Annotated in this window: 25 protein-coding genes; 4 read left to right on the top strand and 21 right to left on the bottom strand. The window is 55.1% G+C overall.

The features are described from left to right. Positions 1 to 44: 44 nt before the first annotated feature. The 8 genes from PG1C_RS06670 to PG1C_RS06635 form a co-directional block, all read right to left on the bottom strand. A complete protein-coding gene (locus PG1C_RS06670; RefSeq protein ID WP_202636655.1) occupies positions 45 to 1,397 on the bottom strand; it encodes a DNA recombination protein RmuC in 1,353 nt (450 codons plus the stop codon). A gap of 54 nt (positions 1,398 to 1,451) precedes the next feature. Beyond that, the gene (locus PG1C_RS06665; protein ID WP_202636654.1) at positions 1,452 to 1,844 is read right to left on the bottom strand and encodes an RNA-binding S4 domain-containing protein; all 393 of its coding nucleotides are present in this window, start codon (positions 1,842 to 1,844) and stop codon (positions 1,452 to 1,454) included. Next, a complete protein-coding gene (locus tag PG1C_RS06660) occupies positions 1,837 to 2,559 on the bottom strand; it encodes a nitroreductase (protein ID WP_248700150.1) in 723 nt (240 codons plus the stop codon). The genes PG1C_RS06665 and PG1C_RS06660 overlap by 8 nt, the downstream gene beginning before the upstream one ends. Before the next feature lie 68 nt (positions 2,560 to 2,627). Further along, a complete protein-coding gene (gene acs / locus PG1C_RS06655) occupies positions 2,628 to 4,526 on the bottom strand; it encodes an acetate--CoA ligase (RefSeq protein WP_414629207.1) in 1,899 nt (632 codons plus the stop codon). 337 nt (positions 4,527 to 4,863) lie between these two features. Further along, entirely contained in the window at positions 4,864 to 5,337 is a 474-nt protein-coding gene (locus PG1C_RS06650; protein ID WP_202636650.1) for a methyltransferase family protein, read from the bottom strand. Further along, positions 5,312 to 5,956, bottom strand: a complete 645-nt coding sequence (locus PG1C_RS06645; RefSeq protein WP_202636649.1) for a class I SAM-dependent methyltransferase — start codon at positions 5,954 to 5,956, stop codon at positions 5,312 to 5,314. Before PG1C_RS06645 ends, PG1C_RS06650 begins: the two co-directional genes overlap by 26 nt. 104 nt (positions 5,957 to 6,060) lie before the next feature. After that, on the bottom strand, positions 6,061 to 6,291 hold the full coding sequence (locus tag PG1C_RS06640; RefSeq protein ID WP_202636647.1) for an SHOCT domain-containing protein: 231 nt from the start codon (positions 6,289 to 6,291) through the stop codon (positions 6,061 to 6,063). 67 nt (positions 6,292 to 6,358) lie between these two features. Next, on the bottom strand, positions 6,359 to 6,712 hold the full coding sequence (locus tag PG1C_RS06635; protein ID WP_202636645.1) for a DsrE/DsrF/TusD sulfur relay family protein: 354 nt from the start codon (positions 6,710 to 6,712) through the stop codon (positions 6,359 to 6,361). 165 nt (positions 6,713 to 6,877) lie between these two features. Here PG1C_RS06635 and PG1C_RS06630 point away from each other — a divergent pair, with 165 nt between their 5' ends. From PG1C_RS06630 to murI, 3 genes are read left to right on the top strand one after another with little or no spacing between them, the layout of a single operon-like run. Continuing rightward, positions 6,878 to 7,402 carry a TIGR00645 family protein gene (locus PG1C_RS06630; protein WP_202636643.1) on the top strand — a complete coding sequence of 175 codons (525 nt, stop codon included), beginning with the start codon at positions 6,878 to 6,880 and terminating at the stop codon, positions 7,400 to 7,402. Between the two features lie 49 nt (positions 7,403 to 7,451). Beyond that, positions 7,452 to 8,984 carry a fumarate hydratase gene (locus PG1C_RS06625; RefSeq protein WP_202636958.1) on the top strand — a complete coding sequence of 511 codons (1,533 nt, stop codon included), beginning with the start codon at positions 7,452 to 7,454 and terminating at the stop codon, positions 8,982 to 8,984. After that, positions 8,977 to 9,885: a glutamate racemase gene (gene murI, locus PG1C_RS06620; RefSeq protein WP_237218316.1), complete on the top strand. Its 909-nt coding sequence runs from the start codon at positions 8,977 to 8,979 to the stop codon at positions 9,883 to 9,885. The genes PG1C_RS06625 and murI overlap by 8 nt, the downstream gene beginning before the upstream one ends. Here the strand turns inward: murI and PG1C_RS06615 are convergent. Further along, on the bottom strand, positions 9,882 to 12,107 hold the full coding sequence (locus PG1C_RS06615) for a RelA/SpoT family protein (RefSeq protein WP_202636641.1): 2,226 nt from the start codon (positions 12,105 to 12,107) through the stop codon (positions 9,882 to 9,884). The two genes, murI and PG1C_RS06615, sit on opposite strands and share 4 nt — an antisense overlap. Before the next feature lie 166 nt (positions 12,108 to 12,273). Here PG1C_RS06615 and PG1C_RS06610 point away from each other — a divergent pair, with 166 nt between their 5' ends. After that, positions 12,274 to 12,486, top strand: coding sequence for a YgaP family membrane protein (locus tag PG1C_RS06610; protein WP_202636639.1), 213 nt, complete (start codon positions 12,274 to 12,276; stop codon positions 12,484 to 12,486). 183 nt (positions 12,487 to 12,669) lie between these two features. On the opposite strand, the gene PG1C_RS06605 is transcribed toward PG1C_RS06610, so the two are convergent. The 12 genes from PG1C_RS06605 to PG1C_RS06550 all read right to left on the bottom strand — a co-directional run bounded on the left by PG1C_RS06605 (position 12,670) and on the right by PG1C_RS06550 (position 23,772). After that, a complete protein-coding gene (locus PG1C_RS06605) occupies positions 12,670 to 13,194 on the bottom strand; it encodes an aromatic-ring-hydroxylating dioxygenase subunit beta (RefSeq protein WP_202636637.1) in 525 nt (174 codons plus the stop codon). Positions 13,195 to 13,227: 33 nt separating this feature from the next. Beyond that, positions 13,228 to 14,559: an aromatic ring-hydroxylating oxygenase subunit alpha gene (locus PG1C_RS06600; RefSeq protein ID WP_202636635.1), complete on the bottom strand. Its 1,332-nt coding sequence runs from the start codon at positions 14,557 to 14,559 to the stop codon at positions 13,228 to 13,230. A gap of 102 nt (positions 14,560 to 14,661) precedes the next feature. Beyond that, positions 14,662 to 15,489 carry a DODA-type extradiol aromatic ring-opening family dioxygenase gene (locus PG1C_RS06595; RefSeq protein WP_202636634.1) on the bottom strand — a complete coding sequence of 276 codons (828 nt, stop codon included), beginning with the start codon at positions 15,487 to 15,489 and terminating at the stop codon, positions 14,662 to 14,664. 50 nt (positions 15,490 to 15,539) lie between these two features. Beyond that, the gene (locus PG1C_RS06590) at positions 15,540 to 15,797 is read right to left on the bottom strand and encodes a hypothetical protein (protein WP_202636633.1); all 258 of its coding nucleotides are present in this window, start codon (positions 15,795 to 15,797) and stop codon (positions 15,540 to 15,542) included. A 45-nt stretch (positions 15,798 to 15,842) separates the two neighbouring features. Beyond that, on the bottom strand, positions 15,843 to 16,364 hold the full coding sequence (locus tag PG1C_RS06585; RefSeq protein ID WP_202636632.1) for an aromatic-ring-hydroxylating dioxygenase subunit beta: 522 nt from the start codon (positions 16,362 to 16,364) through the stop codon (positions 15,843 to 15,845). Further along, a complete protein-coding gene (locus tag PG1C_RS06580) occupies positions 16,361 to 17,752 on the bottom strand; it encodes an aromatic ring-hydroxylating oxygenase subunit alpha (RefSeq protein WP_202636631.1) in 1,392 nt (463 codons plus the stop codon). The genes PG1C_RS06585 and PG1C_RS06580 overlap by 4 nt, the downstream gene beginning before the upstream one ends. Before the next feature lie 520 nt (positions 17,753 to 18,272). Then, positions 18,273 to 19,547, bottom strand: a complete 1,275-nt coding sequence (locus tag PG1C_RS06575) for a Rieske 2Fe-2S domain-containing protein (protein ID WP_202636625.1) — start codon at positions 19,545 to 19,547, stop codon at positions 18,273 to 18,275. Positions 19,548 to 19,560: 13 nt separating this feature from the next. After that, on the bottom strand, positions 19,561 to 20,130 hold the full coding sequence (locus tag PG1C_RS06570) for an aromatic-ring-hydroxylating dioxygenase subunit beta (protein WP_202636615.1): 570 nt from the start codon (positions 20,128 to 20,130) through the stop codon (positions 19,561 to 19,563). 31 nt (positions 20,131 to 20,161) lie between these two features. Then, positions 20,162 to 20,665, bottom strand: coding sequence for an aromatic-ring-hydroxylating dioxygenase subunit beta (locus PG1C_RS06565; RefSeq protein ID WP_202636613.1), 504 nt, complete (start codon positions 20,663 to 20,665; stop codon positions 20,162 to 20,164). Next, positions 20,662 to 21,768 carry an aromatic ring-hydroxylating oxygenase subunit alpha gene (locus PG1C_RS06560; protein WP_202636612.1) on the bottom strand — a complete coding sequence of 369 codons (1,107 nt, stop codon included), beginning with the start codon at positions 21,766 to 21,768 and terminating at the stop codon, positions 20,662 to 20,664. The genes PG1C_RS06565 and PG1C_RS06560 overlap by 4 nt, the downstream gene beginning before the upstream one ends. Before the next feature lie 125 nt (positions 21,769 to 21,893). Continuing rightward, a complete protein-coding gene (locus PG1C_RS06555) occupies positions 21,894 to 22,439 on the bottom strand; it encodes an aromatic-ring-hydroxylating dioxygenase subunit beta (RefSeq protein WP_202636611.1) in 546 nt (181 codons plus the stop codon). Then, positions 22,411 to 23,772 carry an aromatic ring-hydroxylating dioxygenase subunit alpha gene (locus PG1C_RS06550; protein WP_202636609.1) on the bottom strand — a complete coding sequence of 454 codons (1,362 nt, stop codon included), beginning with the start codon at positions 23,770 to 23,772 and terminating at the stop codon, positions 22,411 to 22,413. The genes PG1C_RS06555 and PG1C_RS06550 overlap by 29 nt, the downstream gene beginning before the upstream one ends. Positions 23,773 to 24,013: the final 241 nt, after the last annotated feature.

Raw genomic sequence — 24,013 nt, 5'->3', positions numbered from 1 at the left:
AAAACATGCGTGGCGACACAATCGCGAGCCCGGATGTGTGCCCATTAAGTGTGGTTATTTTCGTTATTCAGCAACAACTCGATTGCCTGCACCGCACGCGGCTGTGCTTCGATGGGATTGAGGTCGCGGATTTCTTTGTCCTCACCCGTCACTTTGAGTTCGCGGAATTTGCGTGCGGTAACCAGTACGCGCGATTCGAGCGTGGCGACGGATTTGTTATAGGCGGAAACGGCTTCGTTGAGGTTTTTGCCAACGCCGGCCCAGTGCTCGGCCAGCGTCGCGATGCGCTCATATAACTCGCGCCCCAGCGCGCTGATGCGTTCGGCATTTTCGGTCAGCGCCTGCTGCGTCCAGCCGTAGGCGACGGCGCGCAACAGCGCGATTAGCGTGGTCGGCGTGGCGAGGATGACGCGTGCATCGACGCCGGCTTCGATCAGTGAGGGGTCGGCTTCGAGCGCGGCGGAATAGAACATTTCGCCGGGCAGAAACAGCACGACGAAATCCGGCGTCGGCTGGAACTGTTCCCAATAGGCCTTGCGGCCGAGCTTGACGAGATGGTCGCGCACTTGCCGCGCATGGTCGGCGAGCTTCCTTTTCTTTTCGTTTTCGTCGGTCGCTTCGAGCGCCTCAAGGTAGGCGGCCAGCGGCGCCTTGGCATCGACCACGATGTTCTTGCCACCGGGCAGTTTAACGATGAGGTCGGGGCGCAGGCGGCCTTCTTCGGTGTTCGTGCTTTCCTGCTCGAAGAAATCGCAGTGATCGAGCATGCCGGCCATCTCGACCACGCGCTTTAATTGCAGCTCGCCCCAGCGGCCGCGCGTTTGCGGTGCGCGCAGCGCCTTGACCAGATTGCCGGTCTCGGCGCGCAGCGCGCCCTGCGCTTCGGCCATCTGGCGCACCTGTTCGGTCAGCGTGGCGTAGGCGTCAATGCGCTGCTTTTCGATGTTGCCGATTTGCAGCTCGAATTTCTCCAGCGTCGCCTTGACGGGCACCACCATTTCAGCAATGGTTTGCTGGCGCTTGTCCAGATCAGTTTTTGAAGCGGCCAGAGCGGCAGCCTGCTGCGCTTCCAGCGTGGCGCGGGCGAGTTCGAGGAAAGACTGGTTGTTCTTCGCCAGCGCGTCCGCCGAGATCACCTTGAAGGCATCGGCGAAACTGTCGCGCGCGGCTTCCAGCGTCGCTTGCCGCTCGGCGAACAGCGCCCTGTCCTTTTCCAGCGCCGTTTCCAGCGCTGCGCAGCGTATCGCCAGCGCCGACTTTTCTTCACGGAGAACCGCGAGTTCGGTTTCGCGCGTGACCAGCCGCGCTTGCACGTCGCGTAGCCGGGAATTCAGGACAAAGGCCACCAAACCGCCGCCCAGCAGGAGCCCGATGACCAACGCAATCGTCATTTCCATTCGCTGCTCCAGCCCAATAGCACAGTGCAGGGTATCACTTGCAACAGGCTCACTTTACTCATTGAAACCACGTATCAGACGCCCGGCCTTTTTTGTCGGCCGGCCCTTGAGAGCAGCCCCCGGCATGGGCGCAAGTTTGCCGATTTCCTGCTGCTGCGCACGCCGGGCGATGCTCTCCGGGCTTTCTTCATAGAGCAACCGCGCCTCGGTTGCGGGGCGGCGCTGGCGGTTGATGCCACGCACACAAACGACCCAGCGCAGCTCGCCAAGCGCAATTTCCAGCTTGTCCCCGCATTTGAGTTCGCGCGACGGCTTGACAGGCTGACCATTCAGTTTCACCTTGCCGCCATCGACTGCATCGGCAGCCAGACGGCGCGTTTTGCAAAAGCGCGCCGCCCACAGCCACTTGTCGATGCGTTGCTGTGGCGGGTCCGGCGCATCAGTCATGAAAACGGACAAATTCCTCCAGTTTGGCGCGTTCAGTCACGAGCGTGTTCACAACAGCAGCTGGATCGGCATAGCCCAGTGCCATGCCGCACACCAACTGATCTTGTGCACCCAAGCCGAGAATCTTGCCGACGATGCGGTGGTAATCGATCCATGCCGCCTGCGGACAAGTATCCAGCCCGCGGGCACGGGCAGCGAGCATGACGCCCTGCAAGAACATGCCGAAATCAAGCCAGCTGCCCATCGCCATGCGGCGATCGATGACGAACATCAGCGCTACCGGTGCGCCAAACAGCTCATAGTTTTTGCGGTGCTGGGCGCGAATCTTTTCGTTCTCGCCCTTGGCGATGCCCAGCAGACCGTAAAGATCCCAGCCGACCTTGCGGCGGCGCGCCAGATAGGGGTCGAAAAATTCCTTCGGGTAATAGTCATACTCGGGCTGGTGGCTGGTATCGCCCGCATCGAACGCACGGCACGCTTCGGCGACCAGCCGGTTGCGCGTCTCGCCGCTCAGCACATGGACATGCCATGGCTGCGTGTTGGTTCCCGAGGGCGCGCGGGCCGCCATCCGCAACAGATCGGCAATCATTTCGCGCGGCACTTCCCTGGGCAAATAGGCACGCACCGACTTTCTTCCCAGCATCACTGCATCCACTGCAGCCTGCACCACGCCTGCATCCATAGCACCTGCATCCATAGCCATCGGTTCACTCATAAATTTATTCATTGAATTATTCAAAAATTTCTCCTGCAGCGGATGCGCAACGCATCCGCCAGCCAAACTCACGATGCCTGCTTGAGCTGATCCAGAATCTGCGGATTTTCCAGCGTCGACACATCCTGCGTGATCGCCTCGCCTTTCGCCAGGCTGCGCAGCAGGCGGCGCATGATTTTTCCGGACCGCGTTTTGGGCAGGTTGTCGCCGAAACGGATTTCCTTTGGCTTGGCAATGGGGCCGATTTCCTTGGCGACCCAGTTGCGCAAGTCGTTGGCGATGTTCTTTGCCTCCTCCGCTGCGGGACGCGCCCGCTTCAATACCACAAAGGCGCAGATCGCTTCGCCCGTCACATCATCGGGGCGGCCTACCACAGCGGCTTCGGCCACCAGCGGATTGGACACCAGGGCCGATTCAATTTCCATGGTGCCCATGCGATGTCCGGAGATATTCAGCACATCATCGATGCGTCCGGTAATAGTGAAATAGCCGGTTTCAGCATCCCGGCTGGCGCCGTCGCCCGCAAGGTAAAGCTTGCCATGGAAATCCTGCGGGAAATAGGACTTTTTAAACCGCTCGGGATCGCCCCAGATGGTACGTATCATCGACGGCCAGGGCTTGGTCACCACCAGAATGCCACTCTTGCCCCATTCAAGCTCATGCCCGGCTTCATCGACAACAGCCGCCTGAATGCCGGGGAACGGCAAGGTGCAGGAGCCCGGCACCAGCGTCGTGACGCCCGGCAGCGGGGTAATCATGTGGCCGCCGGTTTCGGTTTGCCAGAAGGTGTCAACAATGGGGCAGCGGCCACCGCCAATGTGCTCGTAATACCACTCCCACGCCGCCGGATTGATCGGCTCGCCGACCGAGCCCAGCAGGCGCAGCGACGACAGGTCATACTTCGACGGATGCACGGCCGGTGTTGTTTCGGCGGCTTTGATCAGCGAACGGATCGCCGTCGGCGCCGTGTAGAAAATACTGACCTTGTGATCCTGAATCATGCGCCAGAAGCGCCCCGCATCCGGGTACACGGGCACGCCTTCAAAAACAATTTGCGTGCCGCCGCATGCCAGCGGGCCATACGCCACATAGGTATGCCCCGTCACCCAGCCGATGTCGGCGGTACACCAGAAAACATCGTCCGGCTTAAGATCGAAAGTCCACTTGGTGGTCAGGATGGCATGCAGCAAATAGCCGCCCGAGCTGTGCTGCACGCCTTTCGGCTGGCCGGTGGAACCCGAGGTATACAACAGAAACAGCGGGTGTTCGGCATCGACCCACTCCGGCTCGCAGATTTCCGGCTGGCCGGCGACAACTTCTTCCCACGGCACGTCGCGGCCTGCCACCATGGCGCACGTGCCGCCGGTGCGGCGATAGACAATCACGGTCCTGACGGAATCGCAGCCGCCCAGCGCAAGGCTTTCATCCACGACGGACTTCAACGGCAGATTTTTACCGCCCCGGTATTGTTCGTCGGCGGTAATCACGGCGACCGTGCCGGCATCCCGAATGCGTTCGTGCACGCTCTTGGCCGAAAAGCCGCCAAACACGACCGAATGAATGGCCCCGATGCGGGCACAGGCCTGCATGGCCACCACGCCTTCCACCGACATCGGCATATAGATCAGAACCCGATCGCCTTTCCTGATGCCGCGCGCCTTCAGCCCATTAGCGAATCTGGCGACACGACCCAGCAAATCCTTGTACGTCACCCGGGTGACCTGGCCATCGTCGGCTTCAAAAATCAGCGCAACCTTGCCGCCCAGGCCGGCGTCGACATGGCGATCAAGGCAGTTATACGAGACATTCAGCCGGCCATCCGCGAACCATTGGTAAAACGGCGCATTGGATTCATCCAGCACCTGCGTGAATGGTTTTTGCCAGCTGACGTGCTCTTTGGCCAAGCGCGCCCAATAGCCGGTGTAGTCCTGCTCCGCCTCACGGCACAAGGCCTGATAGGCCGCCATGCCTGAAATGGTGGCCTTTTTGACCACCTCTGCCGAAGGCGGATAAAGATGTGTGCTACGCCCTGTTTCACCTGCGGACATGGGTTTCTCCTCTCTGTAGTGATGATCCAAAATCAAAATTTAAAGATTGCCTGATGCGCACTATTCTAACTTCACCCAACCCGGGATGCGGAATGGCGCGAGGCGGCGAATGACTAAAGAGGCGCATCGCGAAACGGTGGCCAACATTTTCTAAGTGCAAGGCAAACGAACGCATCAACGGAGACTTGCGCTCGAGTTCAGCGGCCGGAAAAAAAGCACAACCGTGTGCCCATCGGCCGGAACGCGGGGCTATGCCTCACAGCCACCGGCGAACTTTTGATTTGTAAGCGGAGTAGCCAGTGCCGAACATGGCTGAAAGCACTCTTTCTTCGGGTTCGATTTGAAACCGGTTTATGTAGAGCACAAAAGCCAACGGCCCAAACGCCGCCCAGGCAGAAGACAGAAATACTGCCCATGCGACGAGAAAGAAGAGAAGACCTACGTACATGGGATTTCGGGTAACGCTGTAAATGCCTGAGCAAACTAGCGAAGATGTCATTTCCGGCTTCATTGGGTTGACCGTCGTGCTCACGCGCCGGAACGCGGTGACACCTGCGAGGCTGAGGCCACCACCAGCCAGAGCGATTGTTACCGCTGCGGCTACACGAATGACGGCGGGCACTTCAAACCATGGGGCAAGCAAAGAAATTCCCCACATGGCGCCTGCAATCAGCACCGCAACCGCCGGCGGTGGAATCCTGAGCTCAAGTGCGTGCATGCGAATGATCACACGAAGAGGATTTGCGGCAATGGCAATAGACACACTTCTGCACGGTGCCAAAGAGTGTGCGGTGTTCTTCTTTCTCGTGCTGAAGCAAGATGAAGGAGGACCCGAACTCGGTATGCAGCTCATTGGCACTGTAGCGCATGACCGGCAAGCCACTGCATTGTGCAGGGCCGTCTTCGTCAAAGGTGGCAACGATGACTTGTCCGCTCGGCTTGACCGAACGCAGGACGGCTTCAACGTAGGCCTGCCGTTCGGCCGGTGCAGTCAGGAAGTGGAAGACTGCCTGGTCGTGCCATACGTCATAGGCATGGACAGGAAGCGCAGCAGTCGTGATGTTTGCTTCCACCCATTGCACGCCGGCAGCACGCGAGTCCAGGCGCCGCTTTGCGGCCGAGAGCGCCGCCGCCGACAGGTCGAGCACGGTCAGTGCCGTATATCCGTCGAGCAAGAGATCATCCACCAGTGTGGATGCTCCGCCACCAACATCCATGATGGACGCTGAGCGCGGAACTCCGGTATCCCGGATCAAGCGCAAGGACAGCGCTGCATGCGCTTGAAACCAGCTCACCGCGTCAGACGCCTTGGTCGAATACACGCGTTCCCAGTGTTCTTTTGGCTGCATGTAGAGTCCTTTGAGGGTGAGTGCGGGGCTAAAGTAAAACCAAGCGGCACGCCGTCGTTTGGCGCGTCCGCTTGAGCACCAAGTTGGGCTTGACGCCCTGGCGGCTACGCAAGGTCACGGCGCTTCTGCTCATACTCTTCCCGCTCGATCTCTCCACGCGCATAACGTTCCTGGAGGATTTCGAGCGGCGTTTTCCGCTGTGCTTCATGGCGGTCTCTGCTGCCCGTCCCGAGCCACCGAACAAGTGCGACGACGCCGAGAATAATCAGTACCCAGACAAGAATCATGAAAATCCAGCCCAAGCCCATCCACCCGCTCCCACCTGCATAGTTCATCTCATTTTGACCTCTTTTTTTATCTTCCTCGGACGACCAAATGTTACACCTGAGGGCCTCCTTTACGCTAAAAGACCAACACTTTGTCTGACCCAGCAGTCCATTGCGCCAGCTGACTCATGGTGCTGATTTCGACTCCTTCGAGAAGTGACAAGTTTTGTATGCCACGCGCTTCCGAGCAAGCTCCACAAGTTTTGACTTGGCCACCTTTCCCGATAACAGCCTTAAGCATCCTCTCGATGTTGTAGTACCCTTGAGGAGTCACCTGAACAGGCAAGGCGGCCGTGACCGAGTCTGCCAGCAGAAAAATGTAAATTTCAGTCTGCGGTTGTTCCTTTTGCAGTGCCATCGCAAGACGCAAGGCGTTGTAGGTTTTCTCGGAACCGTACGGCGCGTTATTCAGAATAAGCAAGACCTTCATTGCATTACCTCCTGCCCTCGGTGAGAGGGGTCTAACGAGTGAATAGACGGGCGCGCGAATACCATCCAACGCAGCAATCAGACAGCGTAGCAGATTTTTCGACGTGTCCTGGAGAACAATCCTCTGCGATAATATCGCTTCCCTGGCCAACACACCTGCCGAACCATGAACCGCCTCATCAATCCCCTGGAAAAACTCATCTTCGCGAGCCGCTGGCTGCAAGCCCCGCTCTACCTTGGCCTGATTGCCGCACAGGGCGTGTATGTGTATCAATTCATGCACGAGCTGGCAAATTTGATATCCCGGGTCGGCAGCCTGGACGAAGCCCAGGTGATGCTGATTGTGCTCGGTCTGATCGACGTGGTGATGATCGCCAACCTGCTCATCATGGTCATCATCGGCGGCTATGAAACCTTCGTCTCGCGGCTTGATCTCGAAGACAATCCCGATCAGCCGGAATGGCTCTCGCACGTCAATGCCGGTGTACTCAAGGTCAAGCTGGCTACCGCCCTGATCGGCATTTCATCGATTCATCTGCTGAAATCGTTCATCAATGCCGAGCACCTGCCTGATCGGGTCATCCTGTGGCAGGTGGCTATTCATTTGTCGTTCCTGATCTCGGCCCTGGCCATTGCCTGGACCGACCGCATCATGACCACCACGTTGCTGTCCAGCAAGAGTGCGCACTGAAATTCATCCGCTGATTGACCCGCCCATTGACCCATCCTTCGAGACTTTCATGAATCCGATTCGCCAAGACGACTTTATCCAGTCCATCGCCGATGCTTTTCAGTTCATCAGCTATTACCATCCGCTTGACTTTATCCGGGCCCTGGGTGAAGCGTATGACCGCGAAGAATCGCCCGCCGCGAAAGACGCCATCGCGCAGATTCTCACCAACAGCCGCATGGCCGCCGAAGGCCACCGTCCGATTTGCCAGGATACGGGCATTGCCGTCGTCTTTCTCAAAGTCGGCATGAACGTGCGCTGGGATGCCACGCTATCACTGCAAGAAATGGTCGATGAAGGCGTGCGCCGAGCCTATCTTGATCCGGACAACCCCTTGCGCGCATCCGTGTTGTCCGACCCCGCCGGCGCACGCAAAAGCACGCAAGACAATACGCCTGCCGTGGTGCATTACGAGATCGTTCCCGGGAACCACGTCGAAGTGATCTGTGCCGCCAAGGGCGGCGGCTCGGAAGCGAAAACCAAATTCGCCATGCTGAATCCGTCCGACGATCTGGTGGAATGGATACTCAAAACCGTGCCCACCATGGGCGCGGGCTGGTGTCCGCCGGGCATTTTGGGCATCGGCATCGGCGGTACGCCCGAAAAAGCCATGCTGCTGGCCAAAGAATCCATCATGGCGCCGTGCAATATTCACGAACTCAAGGCCCGCGCCGCGCGCGGCGAAAAATTGCTGCGCACGGAAGCACTACGTCTGGAAATTCATGACAAGGTCAATGCGCTGGGCATCGGCGCGCAGGGGCTGGGCGGGCTCACCACCGTGCTCGATGTGAAGGTGCTGGACTATCCGACGCATGCCGCCAATCTGCCGGTGGCGCTGATTCCCAACTGCGCCGCCACGCGCCACATTCACTTCCATCTGGATGGCTCCGGCCCGGCCAAACTTGATCCGCCCAAACTGGCCGATTGGCCATCGGTCACCTGGACGCCGGATACAGAATCAGCCACCAGCGTGAATCTGGATATGCTGACCCGCGAACAAGTTGCCGCCTGGAGGCCGGGGCAAAAACTGCTCCTCAACGGCAAAATGCTTACCGGACGGGACGCCGCGCACAAGCGCATTGCCGACATGCTGGCTCGAGGCGAAAAACTGCCGGTCGACTTTACCAACCGCGTCATCTACTACGTCGGTCCGGTCGATCCGGTGCGCGATGAAGTCGTCGGTCCGGCCGGGCCGACCACGGCCACGCGCATGGACAAGTTCACGCGCACCATGCTGGAACAAACCGGCCTCATTGCCATGATAGGCAAATCCGAGCGCGGCCCGGTAGCAATCGAAGCCATCAAGGACAACAAGTCCGCCTACCTGATGGCCGTCGGCGGCGCGGCGTATCTGGTGGCCAAGGCGATCAAGTCGGCCAGGGTGGCGGGCTTTGCGGATCTCGGCATGGAAGCGATTTACGAGTTCGATGTCAAGGACATGCCCGTGACGGTGGCCGTGGATTCAACTGGCGCCTCGGTACACGAAACCGGGCCAAAGGAATGGCGGGCGAAGATCGGCAAGATTCCTGTCGCTGTTGCTTGATAGCGACGATGCGTGTGGCGCCCCTCGTCAAGCGGTTTTCTGCCCATCACATCGCATATCCCGCCGTCTTGCCAGTGCCGACTTTTCCTCGCCCATGATCGGCGTCTTCGATTCCGGTCTCGGCGGCCTCTCGGTGCTGGCCGCGCTGGTCGACGCCCTGCCGCACGCCGACTTTATTTATTTTGCCGACACCGCCCATGTGCCGTATGGCAATAAAAGCGAAGCGCAGATTCAGGCGCGCGTGCTATCCATCGGCGAACATCTGGTGCATGCAGGCTGCACGCTGCTCGTCGTCGCCTGCAACACGGCCACAGCCACAGCCGTCGAAGCGCTGCGTCAGGCGCATCCCGGCATCCCGGTGGTGGGTATTGAGCCTGGCATCAAACCCGCTGCGCAAACCTCCGTCAGCCGCCGCATTGCCGTGCTGACCACCGAAGCCACAGCGAAAAGCGAACGTCTGGCACAACTGATCCGCACCCACGCAGCACACGTTGAGGTCTTCATCGAACCCTGCCCCGGCTGGGCCACGCAGGTCGAACAACTGCAACTCGACGATCCGGCGCTGGCCGCCGATGTCCGCCAGCGCGTATTGCCGCTACTGGAAAAAGGCGTGGATCGTCTGGTGCTGGGCTGCACGCATTACAGCTTTCTCGCGCCGCTGTTGCTCGACCTTGCCGGCTCACATGCCACACACGCCAGCCTGGTCGACGTCGCCGATGCCGTGGCGCGCCAGGCGCAACGGCTGGCCGGACCACTGGCCGGGGGACGCGGGGGACTCATCCTGCAAGCTTCGGCCCATCCGGAAAAACTGCACGCCGCGCTGGGCCGGCTGCATCTTTCCCGCCTCGCTGCGCGCGTCAAAAACCGGCCCGCAACCGACTCGCATAAGCGCCGTCCCTAACTGCGTTGCGCGCCGATCACTCCCGGCACGTCGCGCAGCAAGAGCAATATCTTCTGCAAGCACTCGCCCTCCGCCAGCTCCAGCGTAAAGCGCATGCGCGCCACGCCGTTTTTGCTCTGCGTTTTTACTGCCGTGACATTAATTTTCTGGCGCGTTAACAACTCCGAAATATCACGCAACAAGCCCTGCCGATCGTTGGCGTCGACGTGTACATCAACGGGATAAATCGCCTCTGCCAAAGTGCCTGCAGTCGCGCCCCAGGCAGCTTCGATGGCCCGCTCGGGACTGCGCGCCACCATGTTGCGGAAATTCGCGCATTCGACGCGATGAATGGAAACGCCCTTGCCCCGCGTGACAAAGCCGGCGATGGCATCCGGTGGAATCGGCTTGCAGCAGCGCCCGATCTGGGTCAATAGCTTATCCACGCCAACGATGAGGATGCCGCCCTGGCCCGCGCCCGCGCCCGCCACCGCGCGGCTCTTGCGCGTGAGTATCTCCGGTTCGGGCGGCGGGACTTCTGCGCCGCCACGTAAAGCGATATCCAGCGCATGCGGTCCCACCGTGCCGCGTGCAAAAGCGAGAAACATCGCTTCTGCGCTTTTCAGTCCGAGCTTCGCCGCCAGTTCGTCAAGATTAGCCTGCGCGCGCTGGACAGCACCTGCGCGTTGCAACTCACGCATGACAATGGCACGCCCCTGGGTCAGCAGCTCAGCTTCATCCTGTTCGGCAAACCACTGCCGCACTTTGCGCCTCGCCTGCGGCGTCACAAGATAACCCTGCGTCGCACTCAGCCAGTCACGCGAAGGCCCGCCTGATTTTATGGCGCTGATCTCCACCCGCTGCCCATTTTGCAGCGGCGTATTGAGTGGCACCATGTGGCCATCAACCTTGGCCCCCCGGCAGCGATGCCCCAGATCGGTATGCAGGCGGTAGGCAAAATCCAGCGGCGTCGCGCCACGTGGCAAATCGATCACCTTGTTTTGCGGCGTCAGCACATAAATGGTGTCGTCCAGTTCTGCCAGTTTGAACTGCGCTACCCATTCGGCCGAGTCGGAAATTTCATCGCGCCACGACAACAATTGCCGCAGCCAGGCAATTTTGTCCTCATAGACGCCAACGGCATTATCTGATTTGCCAGCTTCTTTATAGCGCCAATGGGCAGCAACGCCTAGCTCGGCGTGCTGATGCATCTCCCGCGTGCGGATTTGCACTTCCAGTGCACCGCCGTCCTCAACGACAACAGCCGTGTGTAACGAGCGATAAAAATTGCCTTTGGGCTGCGCGATGTAGTCGTCAAATTCACCACGAATCGGCTGCCAGAAATTGTGCACCAGACTCAATGCGGCATAGCAGTTCTTCTCTTCATCCACAATAATACGCACCGCACGCACATCGTACACTTCAGAAAAATCAAGCCGCTTGCTGCGCATTTTTTGCCAGATGCTGTAAATATGTTTTGGCCGCCCATACACTTCAGCCGATATGCCGTCGGCAAGCAACGCTTGGTGCAGGCGATGAACTACCCCGGCAATAAAGCTTTCACGAGCCAGCCGCCTTTCATCGAGCATGTGGGCGATATGTTTGTAGATATCCGGCTCAAGATAGCGAAATGCGCGATCTTCAAGCTCCCACTTGAGTTGCCAAATACCTAATCGATTGGCCAGCGGCGCATAGATCAGCAGGCTTTCGCGGGCCATGTCTTGCTGCAATGGGCTTGGCTGATCAACCAGAAACCGCAAGGTTTGCACGCGACTGGCCAGCCTCAACAGAACAACGCGAATATCATCCACCATCGCCAGCAGCATTTTGCGCAAAATCTCTGTCTGCGCTTGCATTTCACGGCCATCGACCGCTGCGCGGGTGAGCGGTCGCAACACACCCAGCCGATGCAGACCCTGCACCAGTTCGGCCACCGTCTCACCAAAGCCGACTTTTAGATGCTCGATGGCGTCCTTACCATGCGCTATCGCAGCGAATAGCATCGCTGCCACACGCACATCAGCATCCAGCCCCAATGACGCAACAACGAGTGCTGTACCCAGCGCATGTTGAAACGTGAGCTCGCCACTAGAGAGCCTGGTCTCGCCATACCACTCAGCGGCGAGCGCGATAGCCTCGGTTACACGAGCGCTGGCCACCGCATCCAAACCTTCGGTCAGACGGGTTTTGTTGATGTCGCGAGCATCGGGCAACTGCGTCAGGGTATGCACTAGAGAAACCATGGATTGATTATCCCATGCAGTGCTAAAGCCAGACTGCAAAACGGCTCTTGGAAGAGAGTAATATTCACACCATGTTTCGCCGGGCGACGAAGCACGCATGAAAGCGTATTCAAAAAACTGAATTGCCCAACACCCTTCACGCCACTTTTAAAAACAGGAGATCAAGATGTCACCCAACGTAGGCAGTATTGACCGTGTCATTCGCATCGTTGCAGGCGTTTCACTCGTGGCAGGTGCTGCAACCGGCACCATTGGAATGTGGGGTTATTTGGGCATATTGCCCATCCTGACCGGCACTTTCCGGTATTGTCCCGCTTATGCGCCATTTGGCATGAGCACCTGTAAAACCAAAGCCAATAATCCCACCCGAGTCGCCTGAACCCTTAGTGCGGCTGCATAAAAGCACTTTGTACTGCTGGGAACCACGTAGATCACGGGGTGGATTTTTATTTTCTCATTGGGCGACCGAGACCAACCGGGTATTTCAGTCTCGACAAAAAAATACGCGACGAGGAGTTGCAATTCCTTGCCGCGTATGGCGTTTGCCAGACTTCAAAAAACACTACATCGGGAAGTTATGGTTCTTGCCACTAACGAAACGTTCGTCGACATCCACCTCACGGCGGGTGAGGCGTAACTTGCCGTCGGCACCACGCCGCCAGACGTCGTTACGTCCATAGCAGTAGGTCATTTCTTCATACACCCGCCGATTGCGCACCGTCTGACAGTTTGAATAAACGACATATTCGTTCGGGTTTTTCCCTTCAAACACTTCCAGATTGGTAATGAAATGACGGATACGCTCTGCAGGATCAGCCGTCCATTGCATGCCAGACTCCATTTGCGCAACGCGCCGATCAAGACCAGCCCAATTTTCATCGAGGCTAGGCACGTCTTTATCACCTGTGTAGCGATTATCCTTGCGAAATCGTAACTGGCTGACGATGGCACGATAGACAATGTCTTTTTCCACCATGGTTTCCAGCCATTCGCGCCAGCGTTCTTCACGCAGCATGCGGGTTTCCTGGAACAACCGCTGTTGTACCTCAATATAAACCTCATGTGTTACAGGGTTCAATTCTTCCATCTGAATTCTCCTTGACGATAATCAATAGCGGGATTAGCGATTCAACAGCTCATTTTTCCAGTTGCCATTGTTGGCGCGTATTTCGTCCCAATCCTTGGCTTTCAGAAACTCGCGATAGGCACGGTAAAACCCGCGGTAGGACGTCTCGCCAATCGCTGAGGGCCCAATGATGTTGCTGCTTTCGGGGTCTTCATGCTCGTTACCCAGTCCCATCTGTGAATTGAGCACACCGGCAGCGATATGCGGCCCGCGATTGAGGTTGGTCATCGATTCCATATTGTCGCTATCATCCGACTCCAGCATCCCGGCGGTGCCAAATGTCCGCAACATCGAACGACGCACCGCATCCTTGAGCGCTTGCGGCATGTTCTTTTCAACGATGGTCCATGTGAATACCTCGATCTGGTTCGGGCCACGCGGATGCCAGACCTTGAACGTGTTGGTGCCCCACAGATAGGAGTTATTCGGAAAAATCGACGCATTGAAATGCGATCCGTAATATTTGGCTTGCGCCTCACTCAGCCGTTTGGCAACCTTGGGCTGGTTTTCCGCATACCACTGGGTAGCCATTGCGCCCTCTTCTTTCCCCATAAGTGCAGCGGCGGCGTTGAACAAAATGCCCACGCCATGCCCATGACGGCTAGTGATTTGGACTCCAGCACCTTCTGGTGGCAGATGTTTATTTCCGGCGAGAACACTGAGCGGCCCACCCAGCGCCTTAAGCGAAGCTGCATGCGTCCAGCCCACATGGTAGGCGTCGCCTACGAAGTTTTCTACCGGGGTTTTCCAGTTGCATTTCAGAATGCTCCGCGCAGGGGGTCCGATCAGTTCTGCCCCGCCCGTGCCATCCATCCAGATGTCGAGAAACCAGCGGTAGTCTCCAAGATAATCGGCGAGACTTGGCGCTTGATGATCAAAGTTGCCATACCAAAACCCCTTGTAGCTTTCGACGCGAACCTCCTTCATACCTAGGGTGTCTTTCTTCAGCACATTGCCATACACTTCTTTTTCGAAGGGAACGGACTCTAACGCCCCATCCAGCCCATAAGCCCAGCCGTGATAGGTACAGGTAAAGCCACGTGCGTTACCGGCTTCTGCATTCACGACACGAGCGCCGCGGTGCGTACAGTAATTGAGAAAGGCTTTGACACCACCATCACGTTGGCGCACCACGAGGACTTCATCTTCACCCATGAAGGTCACCGTAAAGTCACCCACATTCGGGATGATGCTATCGTGCGTCAAAAACAGCCAGCAACGGCCAAAAATCTGCTCTAGTTCCAATTTGTAGATATCGGCATCCCAGAAGATACGCTTGGCCTGAGTGCCATTTTTGACATCGATCAGACTATTTACATCGACCATTTCACTCTCCTTGATTAAAAAACGTCAGTGACCTGACAACAAAAGCAGGACGCCTCGAACCCAACACCATGCTCTGAAATCTCTATCAAACACCTGCATCCTTCAAGCGGCTTTCAGTTCCGCAAAACCGCACCCGCAAATCCACTCGGGCACCGCCTCATAACCGATGGTTTCAGCTTTCAGTTTGCCCATGACACCCATGGCGCAAATCCAGTTCTTGAGCTCAAACGCGCCGTTTCCGCCCTGTTCGAGAATCTCGGCATCCGTCAGGGCCAGAAGTGAATCGATGTCACCCTGTTCGACCATACGCAATATGCACTGATCGAATTCCTCATTGACGCGCCCCATTTCTGCAGTGCCCACCCAATGGCTGATGCCACCCGTACCAAACACCACGACCCGTTCATCGCCAGGCCAGGAGTCAATTGCCTGCCGGATGCTCTGCCCGATCGCATAGGCACGCTGGCTACGGATCACCGGTGCGACAGCCGCATTGATATAAATCGGAATCGTGCGTAATTTCGGGTTCGAGCGCACAGCCAAGTGATGCGGAACAGCAATCGCATGATCAACACTGATGGCCTTGGCAAACGCCCAGTCGATGCCTTCGTCATAGCCTCGTTCCAGGATATGGCGTGCAAGCTCGGGATGATTGGCAATTGGCCCACGCGGAATGTTCAGCCAGTCTTCAACCGGGCCTTCCACATCACCAATCGCAATCAGGCAGCGTGGAATGCAATGCGGGCCGAAAATGCAGTAATGATCGTCGCCAATGATGATGATCGTATCCGCCGCTAATTCACGAATTCGCCCCTCAATCTGGCGAAACGAGGCCATGGTGTTATCGACTTTCTCCTTGGGAGCAACATGGGGAGCTGCCGACATGAAGGGATCATGCGGCATTAAAAACCCACCGACAAGTGTTGCCATGATGTGCTCTCCTGTATTTCTGTAGATTTAAAAAATGCGCTTCAACATCATTATTTTTGATTCATCCGCTGCATGTACTCACCCATCCCACCGGGCCCATTGACTGCCATGAAACCCATTAACAGCAATAAAGTGCTCGCACCGCGCCGCGCCATGTCTCCAACAGCAAGCGTAGCGAGGCTGACTTTTTCATCGGCATCGAGATTGAACTGTTCTGCATAAGTGACCGGAGATTGACGAAACTTTTGGGCCTCTTCGGGACTGGTGCCTACCGTCCACATCGCTTTTTCAAGTGCGTAACTGCTCATTGGCGTATTCCCTTTATCGTCAGGCAGGCTCAAGCCGCCTGTTTGCTAGACCAGATAAACATCCAGTACCTGGTCGATACGGTCGTTCAGCACAATGGTTTTCTTGGACTGAATCAGCCAGCTATCGCCTTGGGCAACCAGGCTGTAATAAGCCGTACCAAAATAGCTGCGCACTTCATGATCGGTCACAGAATCGACTGTCCAGTTTGTCCGAACCTGCACGACACCACCCATCTCACTGACATCGATCAACTGGAACTGATGACTCGTGCGTGCCAGAGGCGTGCTGGATGCAGAGCGCCCAGTACGGATACGGAAAATACGATCCTCCAGCCCACCACGGTTTTTGTAGTAGATCAGCGACACATGTTTTGTGGGGTCTGTAATCAACGTGCCATCACTATCCCAGGACGGAATCCAGTACTCGGCATCCAGCGCGTACAGCGCAAGCCAGGCATCCCAATCCTTGTCGTCAAGATGTTTGGCCTCCTGCCCTAAAAAACGCACCACAGAATGCCACGTCGCAGCGGTCACTGCAGAGCATGCATGTTCATTGACTGCGTTCATTTCCCACTCCTTTCCAGTTCATTTTTCACAATATCCTGCATGCGGCGAGCCCATTCTTCGAGAATGCTGGCGTAGATACCTTCGTCGGCGACATTCGTGCTGCTCAACCTTGCTTGTATCCCAATAGATTTGCCTGCTTCGCTGACACCCTTGATCCAGCGCGGCTTGCCGCGTGAAATATCACTAAAGGGGGCAGCCTTGGCTTGAAAACCAATCTGGCAGTTACGGAATTCGGCCAGATCATCCGGCGTCGCCATGCCGCTCGCGTTGAAAAAGTCTTCGTATTGCCGCAACCGCTTTTCGCGCGCTTCTGCACTTTCGCCTTTCGGGGCAATGCAGTAGGTGATGACTTCAGTACGATCCACAGCGAGCGGACGGAAGATGCGAATCTGGGTGCTCATCTGATCCATCAGGAAAACATTGGGTAACAGCATCAGGTTGCGCAAACGTTCGGTCATCCAGACAGCTCTGGCTTCACCGTACTTTTCAAAATAGCCGTCGCGGAATTCAAAGTTAGGCCGGTCTTTATGGTTCGGGTAAGGGCCATAGAGCACGGCATGGCCCTGATCAAAGGCGAAGAAGCCACTCACGCCGGTATCGATTTTGGCGACATCCAGTGTTTTGGTTTCGGTGGTGGATTGCCCTTTGGCACGCCGACCAACCGTCATCACATAGTTACCATGGGTGGCTTTGACGTGATAACCATCAAGACCGTTCTCCGCCTGCAGCTTCCAATTACCTTGATAAACGTAAGTAGACTCACCCGGTAGCACCTCAAGCTCGCCCGTTGGCGACTGATCAGCCATCAGATCAATAAAGGTGGTGGCGCCGTTGAGATACTCCCTGAGCGGAAGCACATCAGGATTCAAGCTGACCCAAATGAAACCCCGGTAGCTTTCCAGTCTGGCAACCGGGGTGAGACCGAGGTTTTTGCGGTCGAACCCGGGCGGATAGGCACCTTCGGCTTCGTCAGTGACATTGATGAGTTCGCCCTTGGGATTGAAACACCAGCCGTGGAAAGTGCACATGTGCACTTTCTGATTACCCTTGGTATGGCGCACGACCTTGGCGCCGCGGTGGGCGCAGGCATTAAGAAAGCCATGAATCTGACCACCCGCATCCCGCGTAAGCACCACAGGTTGTCGGCCAACGCTGATCGTAAAGTAATCGTTTGCATTGGGCAGCTGACTTTCGTGCGCGGCATACACCCAGCCGCCTTCGATCATGTGCTCTAACTCCAGCTCGAAAATTGCCGGATCGGTATAGATATTCCGCGCACCCAGTACGACATCTCCAGGGCCAGTCACAACCACCTTGTTTTCCAAATCGTCTAATAAGGTTTTCAACTTATCCTGTTGAAGCGTCTCACGCGATAACGGTACATTCATGATATGTCTCTCTTTCATTTGAAAAATAGAGTTTTAATACGGAAAAATCTATAAATTCAACAATATGCAGCCAACGTAACGGGTAACGGCGGAAACTACACACTGGCGTATCACACTGATCAATGAACACGTTTTAGCAATCTCCTACCCGATTTATTGACCGTTTCCAGCCTGTTTTTTCTTCCCGAAAGAAGTTGAATCGATTCTATAAATCACTGTTTCGATTCACCTTGACTTAAGTCAACTGAAGTCAAAGTAAGCCATTCTTTTTATAAATTTGACTGCAGCGGTGTGGGTAAATTGTTTTAGGCAACACTGAGCACTCACAGGTGATCAAAGGACACCCGGACCACATTCAAATAATGTAAGAACTGAGTCCCCAGAACCAACTGGTTGAGAAGTATAAAATGCCATGTGCATTTATCAGATGTTCATACAGCGCGTATGAACAAGTACGCCTCAAAGGGGGTCCCTTTGAGGCGTACTTTTTAACAAGACCTGCTTTTTATTATTCGCAGGACTATTCCGCCCTCTCTGACGTAAGGCCTAAATACCGACAGTAGTTTTCCCAAAAGCCAATGATCGGGCCTTCGGTAATCATGTGCTCCGTATTGCAAGAATGCCCACCACCCATGGCCAGAATCGAGGTCATTTTCCCATCACGAACTACAGCATCCTGCACTATCTCTACCGCTTCGCCGTCTTCCATTGATATTAACCCTGCCGGTCCGATCAGATTGGCTTGCTTCATACGGATCATCTGCATTTCCTCATCGTCATCCGCGTAGCCGAATAGTGTCCAGACAATTTCAAAAGCATCCGGCGCATAGGTCACCGACTGGCGCACCGCCAAGGTGTTCGCAATCTGTTGCAAGAGCAGATTTGGAAAAATAGCATTAATGATCAGTGTGACCCCATCGTCAAACTCTTTTCTGCCAGCTAAAACACTGGCATCTTGCAAGTGAAACTCGGTGTTGTAAGAGCGTACATCCTTGTAAACCTCGTTATCATCACTCTCATTGCTTGTTGCGGCATAAGGCTTCACCTTCAAAAGAGAATGGCGTTTCGTAGCATCCATGTGTGATACGCCGCTTTGCGTTGTCGCACGATAAATGCCAAAGGTGTTGTGAAACAGATGCAGCAAACTACCGTGATAGGGGTCCCGCGTATTTTCTGCGTAGAGCTTCCAGTTACCGTGAATATACTGGTGATAATCACCCATAATCCGGATGGGGCGATTGAAAATTCGCTGGATCGTTTCGACAATTTCTGCGCCAAGATAACTGGCTAATGACTCCACCGTCCTTGAAAAACTCGCAAAAATAACGCCATTGAGCGATTCAACCCGTAACGCATCCAAGCCGAAGTTAACCATATCAAATGCGGCGGGCATCCCGCCATCCCCACGAACGCCACGACGCATGGGCACGCCACGTAACGCGCCAGTAAGATCAAATGACCACTGGTGATAGACGCAGTCAAAGGACTTGACATTACCTCGGGGCTCTCGCACTAGCAACGCACCGCGATGCATGCACAAATTCTTGAAGACGCGCAATTGGCCAGTTTGGTCTCTCGTCACAATCACGGGGGTATCGCCAATCGTCGTGGATTTAAAGTCGCCCTTGTTGGGTAACTCAGCTTCTAGTCCCACAAAGGACCAGGTTTCTCCCCGGAAAATATGTTCCTGCTCTTGATCGTAATAAGCCTGATCCGTAAACACTGCATAAGGCACACGGTAGCCATCCGGACTCGCTGTCCATGGCTTTTTAAATTGATCCATCGGTGCATTCACAATTTTTCCTCCTTTAGATAGGCGCAACAAGCAACGTATCGATACTATGCGTATCAGCCACGACGCACTTCTCGGCAAACTTAAACTCACCATTGCATAGAACGATGCGATCTCTATATTTCCCTGTGCTAAAAATGCTTGTCTGACCATTGCGACGAGTCTGTAAAACCACATAGTGGCTTTGCACTGCCAAATGATCTGCAGTCACTTCCTGAATCAATACATTCGAGACAATGTGCCGATACCAGCGCTGCGGGTAAATGTTCGCTTCACGCAGTGAAACAATCCGATCGACCAGCATGCCTTGACTATTGCAAAACACCAGCGCCAATGGCATACCCCGCTCTACATTTTCACGGGTAATAATTTCATAACGACAACCTTCAGCCACAAAAAACTCCGGCCAGCTTTCCAAAGCATCATCGTCGATGCAAACAACATATCGACTGAGCAGACGTTCAACGCGTAACTGCGTTTCCAGGGCCGAATAACCATGCCATGTGAAATTATCCGGTGCCAGGGCCAATACCTTGTCTTTGCGAGATGCGGCCGATTGCGACGAAAGCAGTGAAGAGCTACCCATGCTATTTTCTCCTTGCATTAAAAGGGAAAAACTAAAACGGAAACACGATATAGCGTGGCAAGACATCGGCGTCATACACAGCGCGCCGTTCGCGGAACACGGCGCGGAATTTGTCACCATCCCCCTGGATCTCGATCAGGTCGCGGTATTCACCACTGGTGAGTACCGTGGTGGCGCCCCCTTCGGGGGTCATCATGATGGTAAAACCGGAGGTCACGCGGTATTGGTTAGTCCCTGCGGCGTCCATGCTCAAGCGCTGTATGAAATGGCGTGTCCGATAAGGCTCATAGGTGCCCACCCAGACTTTGGTCACAAACGAGACCCGATCATCAATCCGGCCGCGGCAATCGTCATACATCAAAGCCAAGGGAAAGCCACGACGATCGTTTTCTGATGAAATACAAAAATGGCTCGCTTGATCGGCCGCAAAAGTCGCCGCCCAAGCCGCCATGTCGCCTTTATCCAAAGCCGCCACATACGCAGTGTGCAACGCATCAATCGCCGCAAGATGCCCAAGGTTTCCTGTCTTACTCATTTTCCGCCCTCCCTTTTGAAGCCCATCAATTTACGGTAGTGCTCCCAACGACCTAAATTACCTGTCTCATCATTTTGTTTTAGATCCGCAGGCAACTCTGTAAAGCTCGTCACACCCTTTTGAAATTCAGCCACACCGGGTGTTTTGTTGCCAATAAAAATACGCCGAAAAATAGCCGCATCCTCCATGCTGATCATTCCACAAGGCCCGAGTAAATTGGAAGACTGACGAATACGATGCTGCAAGAGCTCTTCATCGTCATCCTCGTGTGCAAAATAGGCGTAATGCACCTCGGTTTCCTCTTCACTACGTGCAATCGCAAAGCGCAGATTGATCATATCGAGGTGTTTCACCATTACCGTCGTTGGATATAACTGAACAATCATGGAACCTCGTGCCGGATCACTCCCTTTAAAAGCGATGAGTGAAGGGTCTTTCAAGAAGCCATTGTCTTGAGCCGGTTTTAACTCCGCCTCAAACACAAGATTCCCATTCGCTGCCATCCGCTGAAAACCCTTACCACCTTGCCAATTAAGCATGCGAAAGCCAGCATGCAACATCGGGGCATGATAGCCATCGTTGTCGTTATAACCTTTCCAATCAACGTTATAACTAACCTTTTGGTAGCCGAGCAGTTTCAACCGTCCATCACCACCCAGCAAGGCACTTAACGTCGATGTGACTTCTTCACCCATCCATTCAGCCAACGGGGGCGTATTTTTTCCCATCGTGACCAAAATCAAGCCAAGAAACTGGGCACTTTTCACCTCAAGCAAACCAAAATTTTCCTGCTTGAAGTCCGGCGCAAACTCTTTTGACCCTGGGCAGGCGGTGAGCGCACCTTCCAGCGAAAATAGCCAACGGTGATACGGACATTCGAATTCTTTACGATTGCCGCTGGCAGACACTTCAACCTGATTTCCTCGATGCGTACAGCTATTGTAAAAAACACGCACCTGACCATCCTTCCCGCGCGAAATCAGGAGCGGCACACGACCCAAGTCAAAGGTTTTAAAGTCGCCAACATTGGGAACCTCTGCCACATGACCAACGACATGCCAGCAATCGCCATAAAAAATATTCTCCAATTCTTTTTCAAACAAGTCCTTGTCACCAAAAACCTCTTTCGGAATCTGGTTAATTTTTGCCGGCCAAACGGCTGGCGCTTTACCTGTGTAATTTCCTGCTTGATTGCCTGAACATTGCGATGACATGAAATGCCTCCTTGTTAAAATAAAGTGTTCATGTTGCTATCCAACACGACGCTTGTGTCGAGCGAAATATCCCGCACAACCAACCGCCAGCCTTGGGCAGTTTCGCGCCAGACATCCCGACGCCCCGCCACAAAGTGCTTTTCTTCACCATCAATCCGGCTGCGATGGATAGTCACGACCGAATGCACCTCTGCCTCATTCGTTTGTACGCCTTGCCAGATTTCTACATTGCTCACAATGCGACGCACTTTGTTGCGCGGATCTTCCGCCCACACCAAACCCGACTGCAAGCGATCAACACGCATCGTCAGCCGCCCCTTGTTTTCGTCAAAGATGCGGCCACCACCAAAAGCCAAGGGGGCGCTACGATCTTTACGGAAGCGCCGCTCGGCCATGGGCATGCGATAACAAATTGCCTCATCAATCAAGCCCAGCCAGTCGTTATAGCGTTCGTCGTCCAGCAAGCGCGCCTCAAGAAACAGTTGCTGCTGGAGCGCAAGGTGTTTATCAATAGCCAGCATCACCGGCCCTTCAAGCGGTTTGGACAGTGCGCTGTTCATCGCTCGCCTCCAGTGGGTTCAGGTTGTATTGGGGCACTTCAGACCAATCCTTAGCCTGCATGTGCTCTTGCCAGCGGCGATAAAAATAGCGCTGGTTATGCTCGCTCACCACGCCCGAGGCAATATCGCCCGGCAGGCCGACACGCTTGCCTGAGCGCCCCAGCGCCATATTGGTGTACACCGGCATTTGCCGGGTGCGCCAGCCACGGGATTGCACGGTGCAGGCGCTCAAATTGTCGCCATCGTCGTTATCAAACAAGCCAGCAGGACCAAAGGTGAGCAGCTCGTTATCCAGAATTTGCTGTTTTAATTCGTCTGGCATGGCCTTTTCAGCGATCGCCCAAGTCCACATTTCAATCTTGCCCGGGCCTTTGGGGTGATACACGCGGAACCAGTTAAGCCCAGGCAAAAACTGCAAGCTGGGGAAAACCGTCAAGTTCAATTGCGAACCCCAGAGCTTTTCGCCGCGCAACTTGCCCAGCCGCTCCACCGCTTTGGCGCGGTTCTCCGAGAGATATTTCAACGCCAATGTGGGATTGGGATAAAAGGCGTAACCTGAAACGCCATCCAGTGTCGCCAAGACGGAATTGCCATTCAGCCCTGCGACAGACATGCCGCCTTCAAGATCCACGCTTGAATTGCCTACCGTAAAACCGGAAAAGTCGCCACTTTGTGTCGCTTTCAATGCACCGCCATGCGACCAACCCAGGTGGTAGCCGTCGCCACACACATTTTCAACAGACAACTTCCAGTTGGTATGAATGATGACTTTCTGCGTTGCGCCCAACAACTCAGTCCCCCCTGGCATGGCATCCAGCGCCACGTCCAGATACCAGCGCATGTCACCCAGATATTCCCCCAAGGAAGGCGCATTCTTGTCAAAGCAGCCGAAGATCAGCCCGTGGTAGGAATCAACCCGCTCAACTGGCACCAGCCGAAACTGATTTTTGTCGATTTCATTGAAATAGACCTCGCTCTCCAGCGGCACAGTCACCAAGCTGCCATCCAGGCCAAACGCCCAGCCATGATAGTTGCAGGAAAAAGCCCGCGCATTGCCACGATCAGCGCGCGTTAAACGATTGCCCCGGTGCGTGCAGGTATTCAGAAAAACCCTGATCGAACGATCATCCTGCCGCACCACCACGACTTCATCTTCGCCCATATAGGTACGAAAAAAATCACCGGGATTCGGAACCTGCGATTCGTGTGCTAAAAACAGCCAGCAACGGCCAAAGATGCGTTCCAGCTCCTGCTCGTAAATCGCCTGATCCGAATAAATCAGCCGGCTCTGGGCGCCTGTTTTTTGATCAATTAACGAACTCACGTTTGTCATATCAACTCCTTTTATTGATCGAGCTCGTTAAGCCGCTGAATAAACCACAACGAACCGCAACGCTAAAAACCCTCTTTTTTCACTAATTCCTGCTCAACATATCGATCGCTACCGATCTGTTGTTTTCTTCCTGAAGAAGTTGGTTCGATTCTAGGAATCATCAATTGGCACTACCTTGACTTAAGTCAACTAAACACTGTTTTCGTTACAACTGACCGAAAAATGGAGATTTGATTGTTTT

This window comes from Rugosibacter aromaticivorans, assembly GCF_000934545.1.
GTDB lineage: Bacteria > Pseudomonadota > Gammaproteobacteria > Burkholderiales > Rhodocyclaceae > Rugosibacter > Rugosibacter aromaticivorans.
Note: the sequence above shows the minus strand (reverse complement) of the source record. Positions and strands in the feature narration are given on the sequence as shown.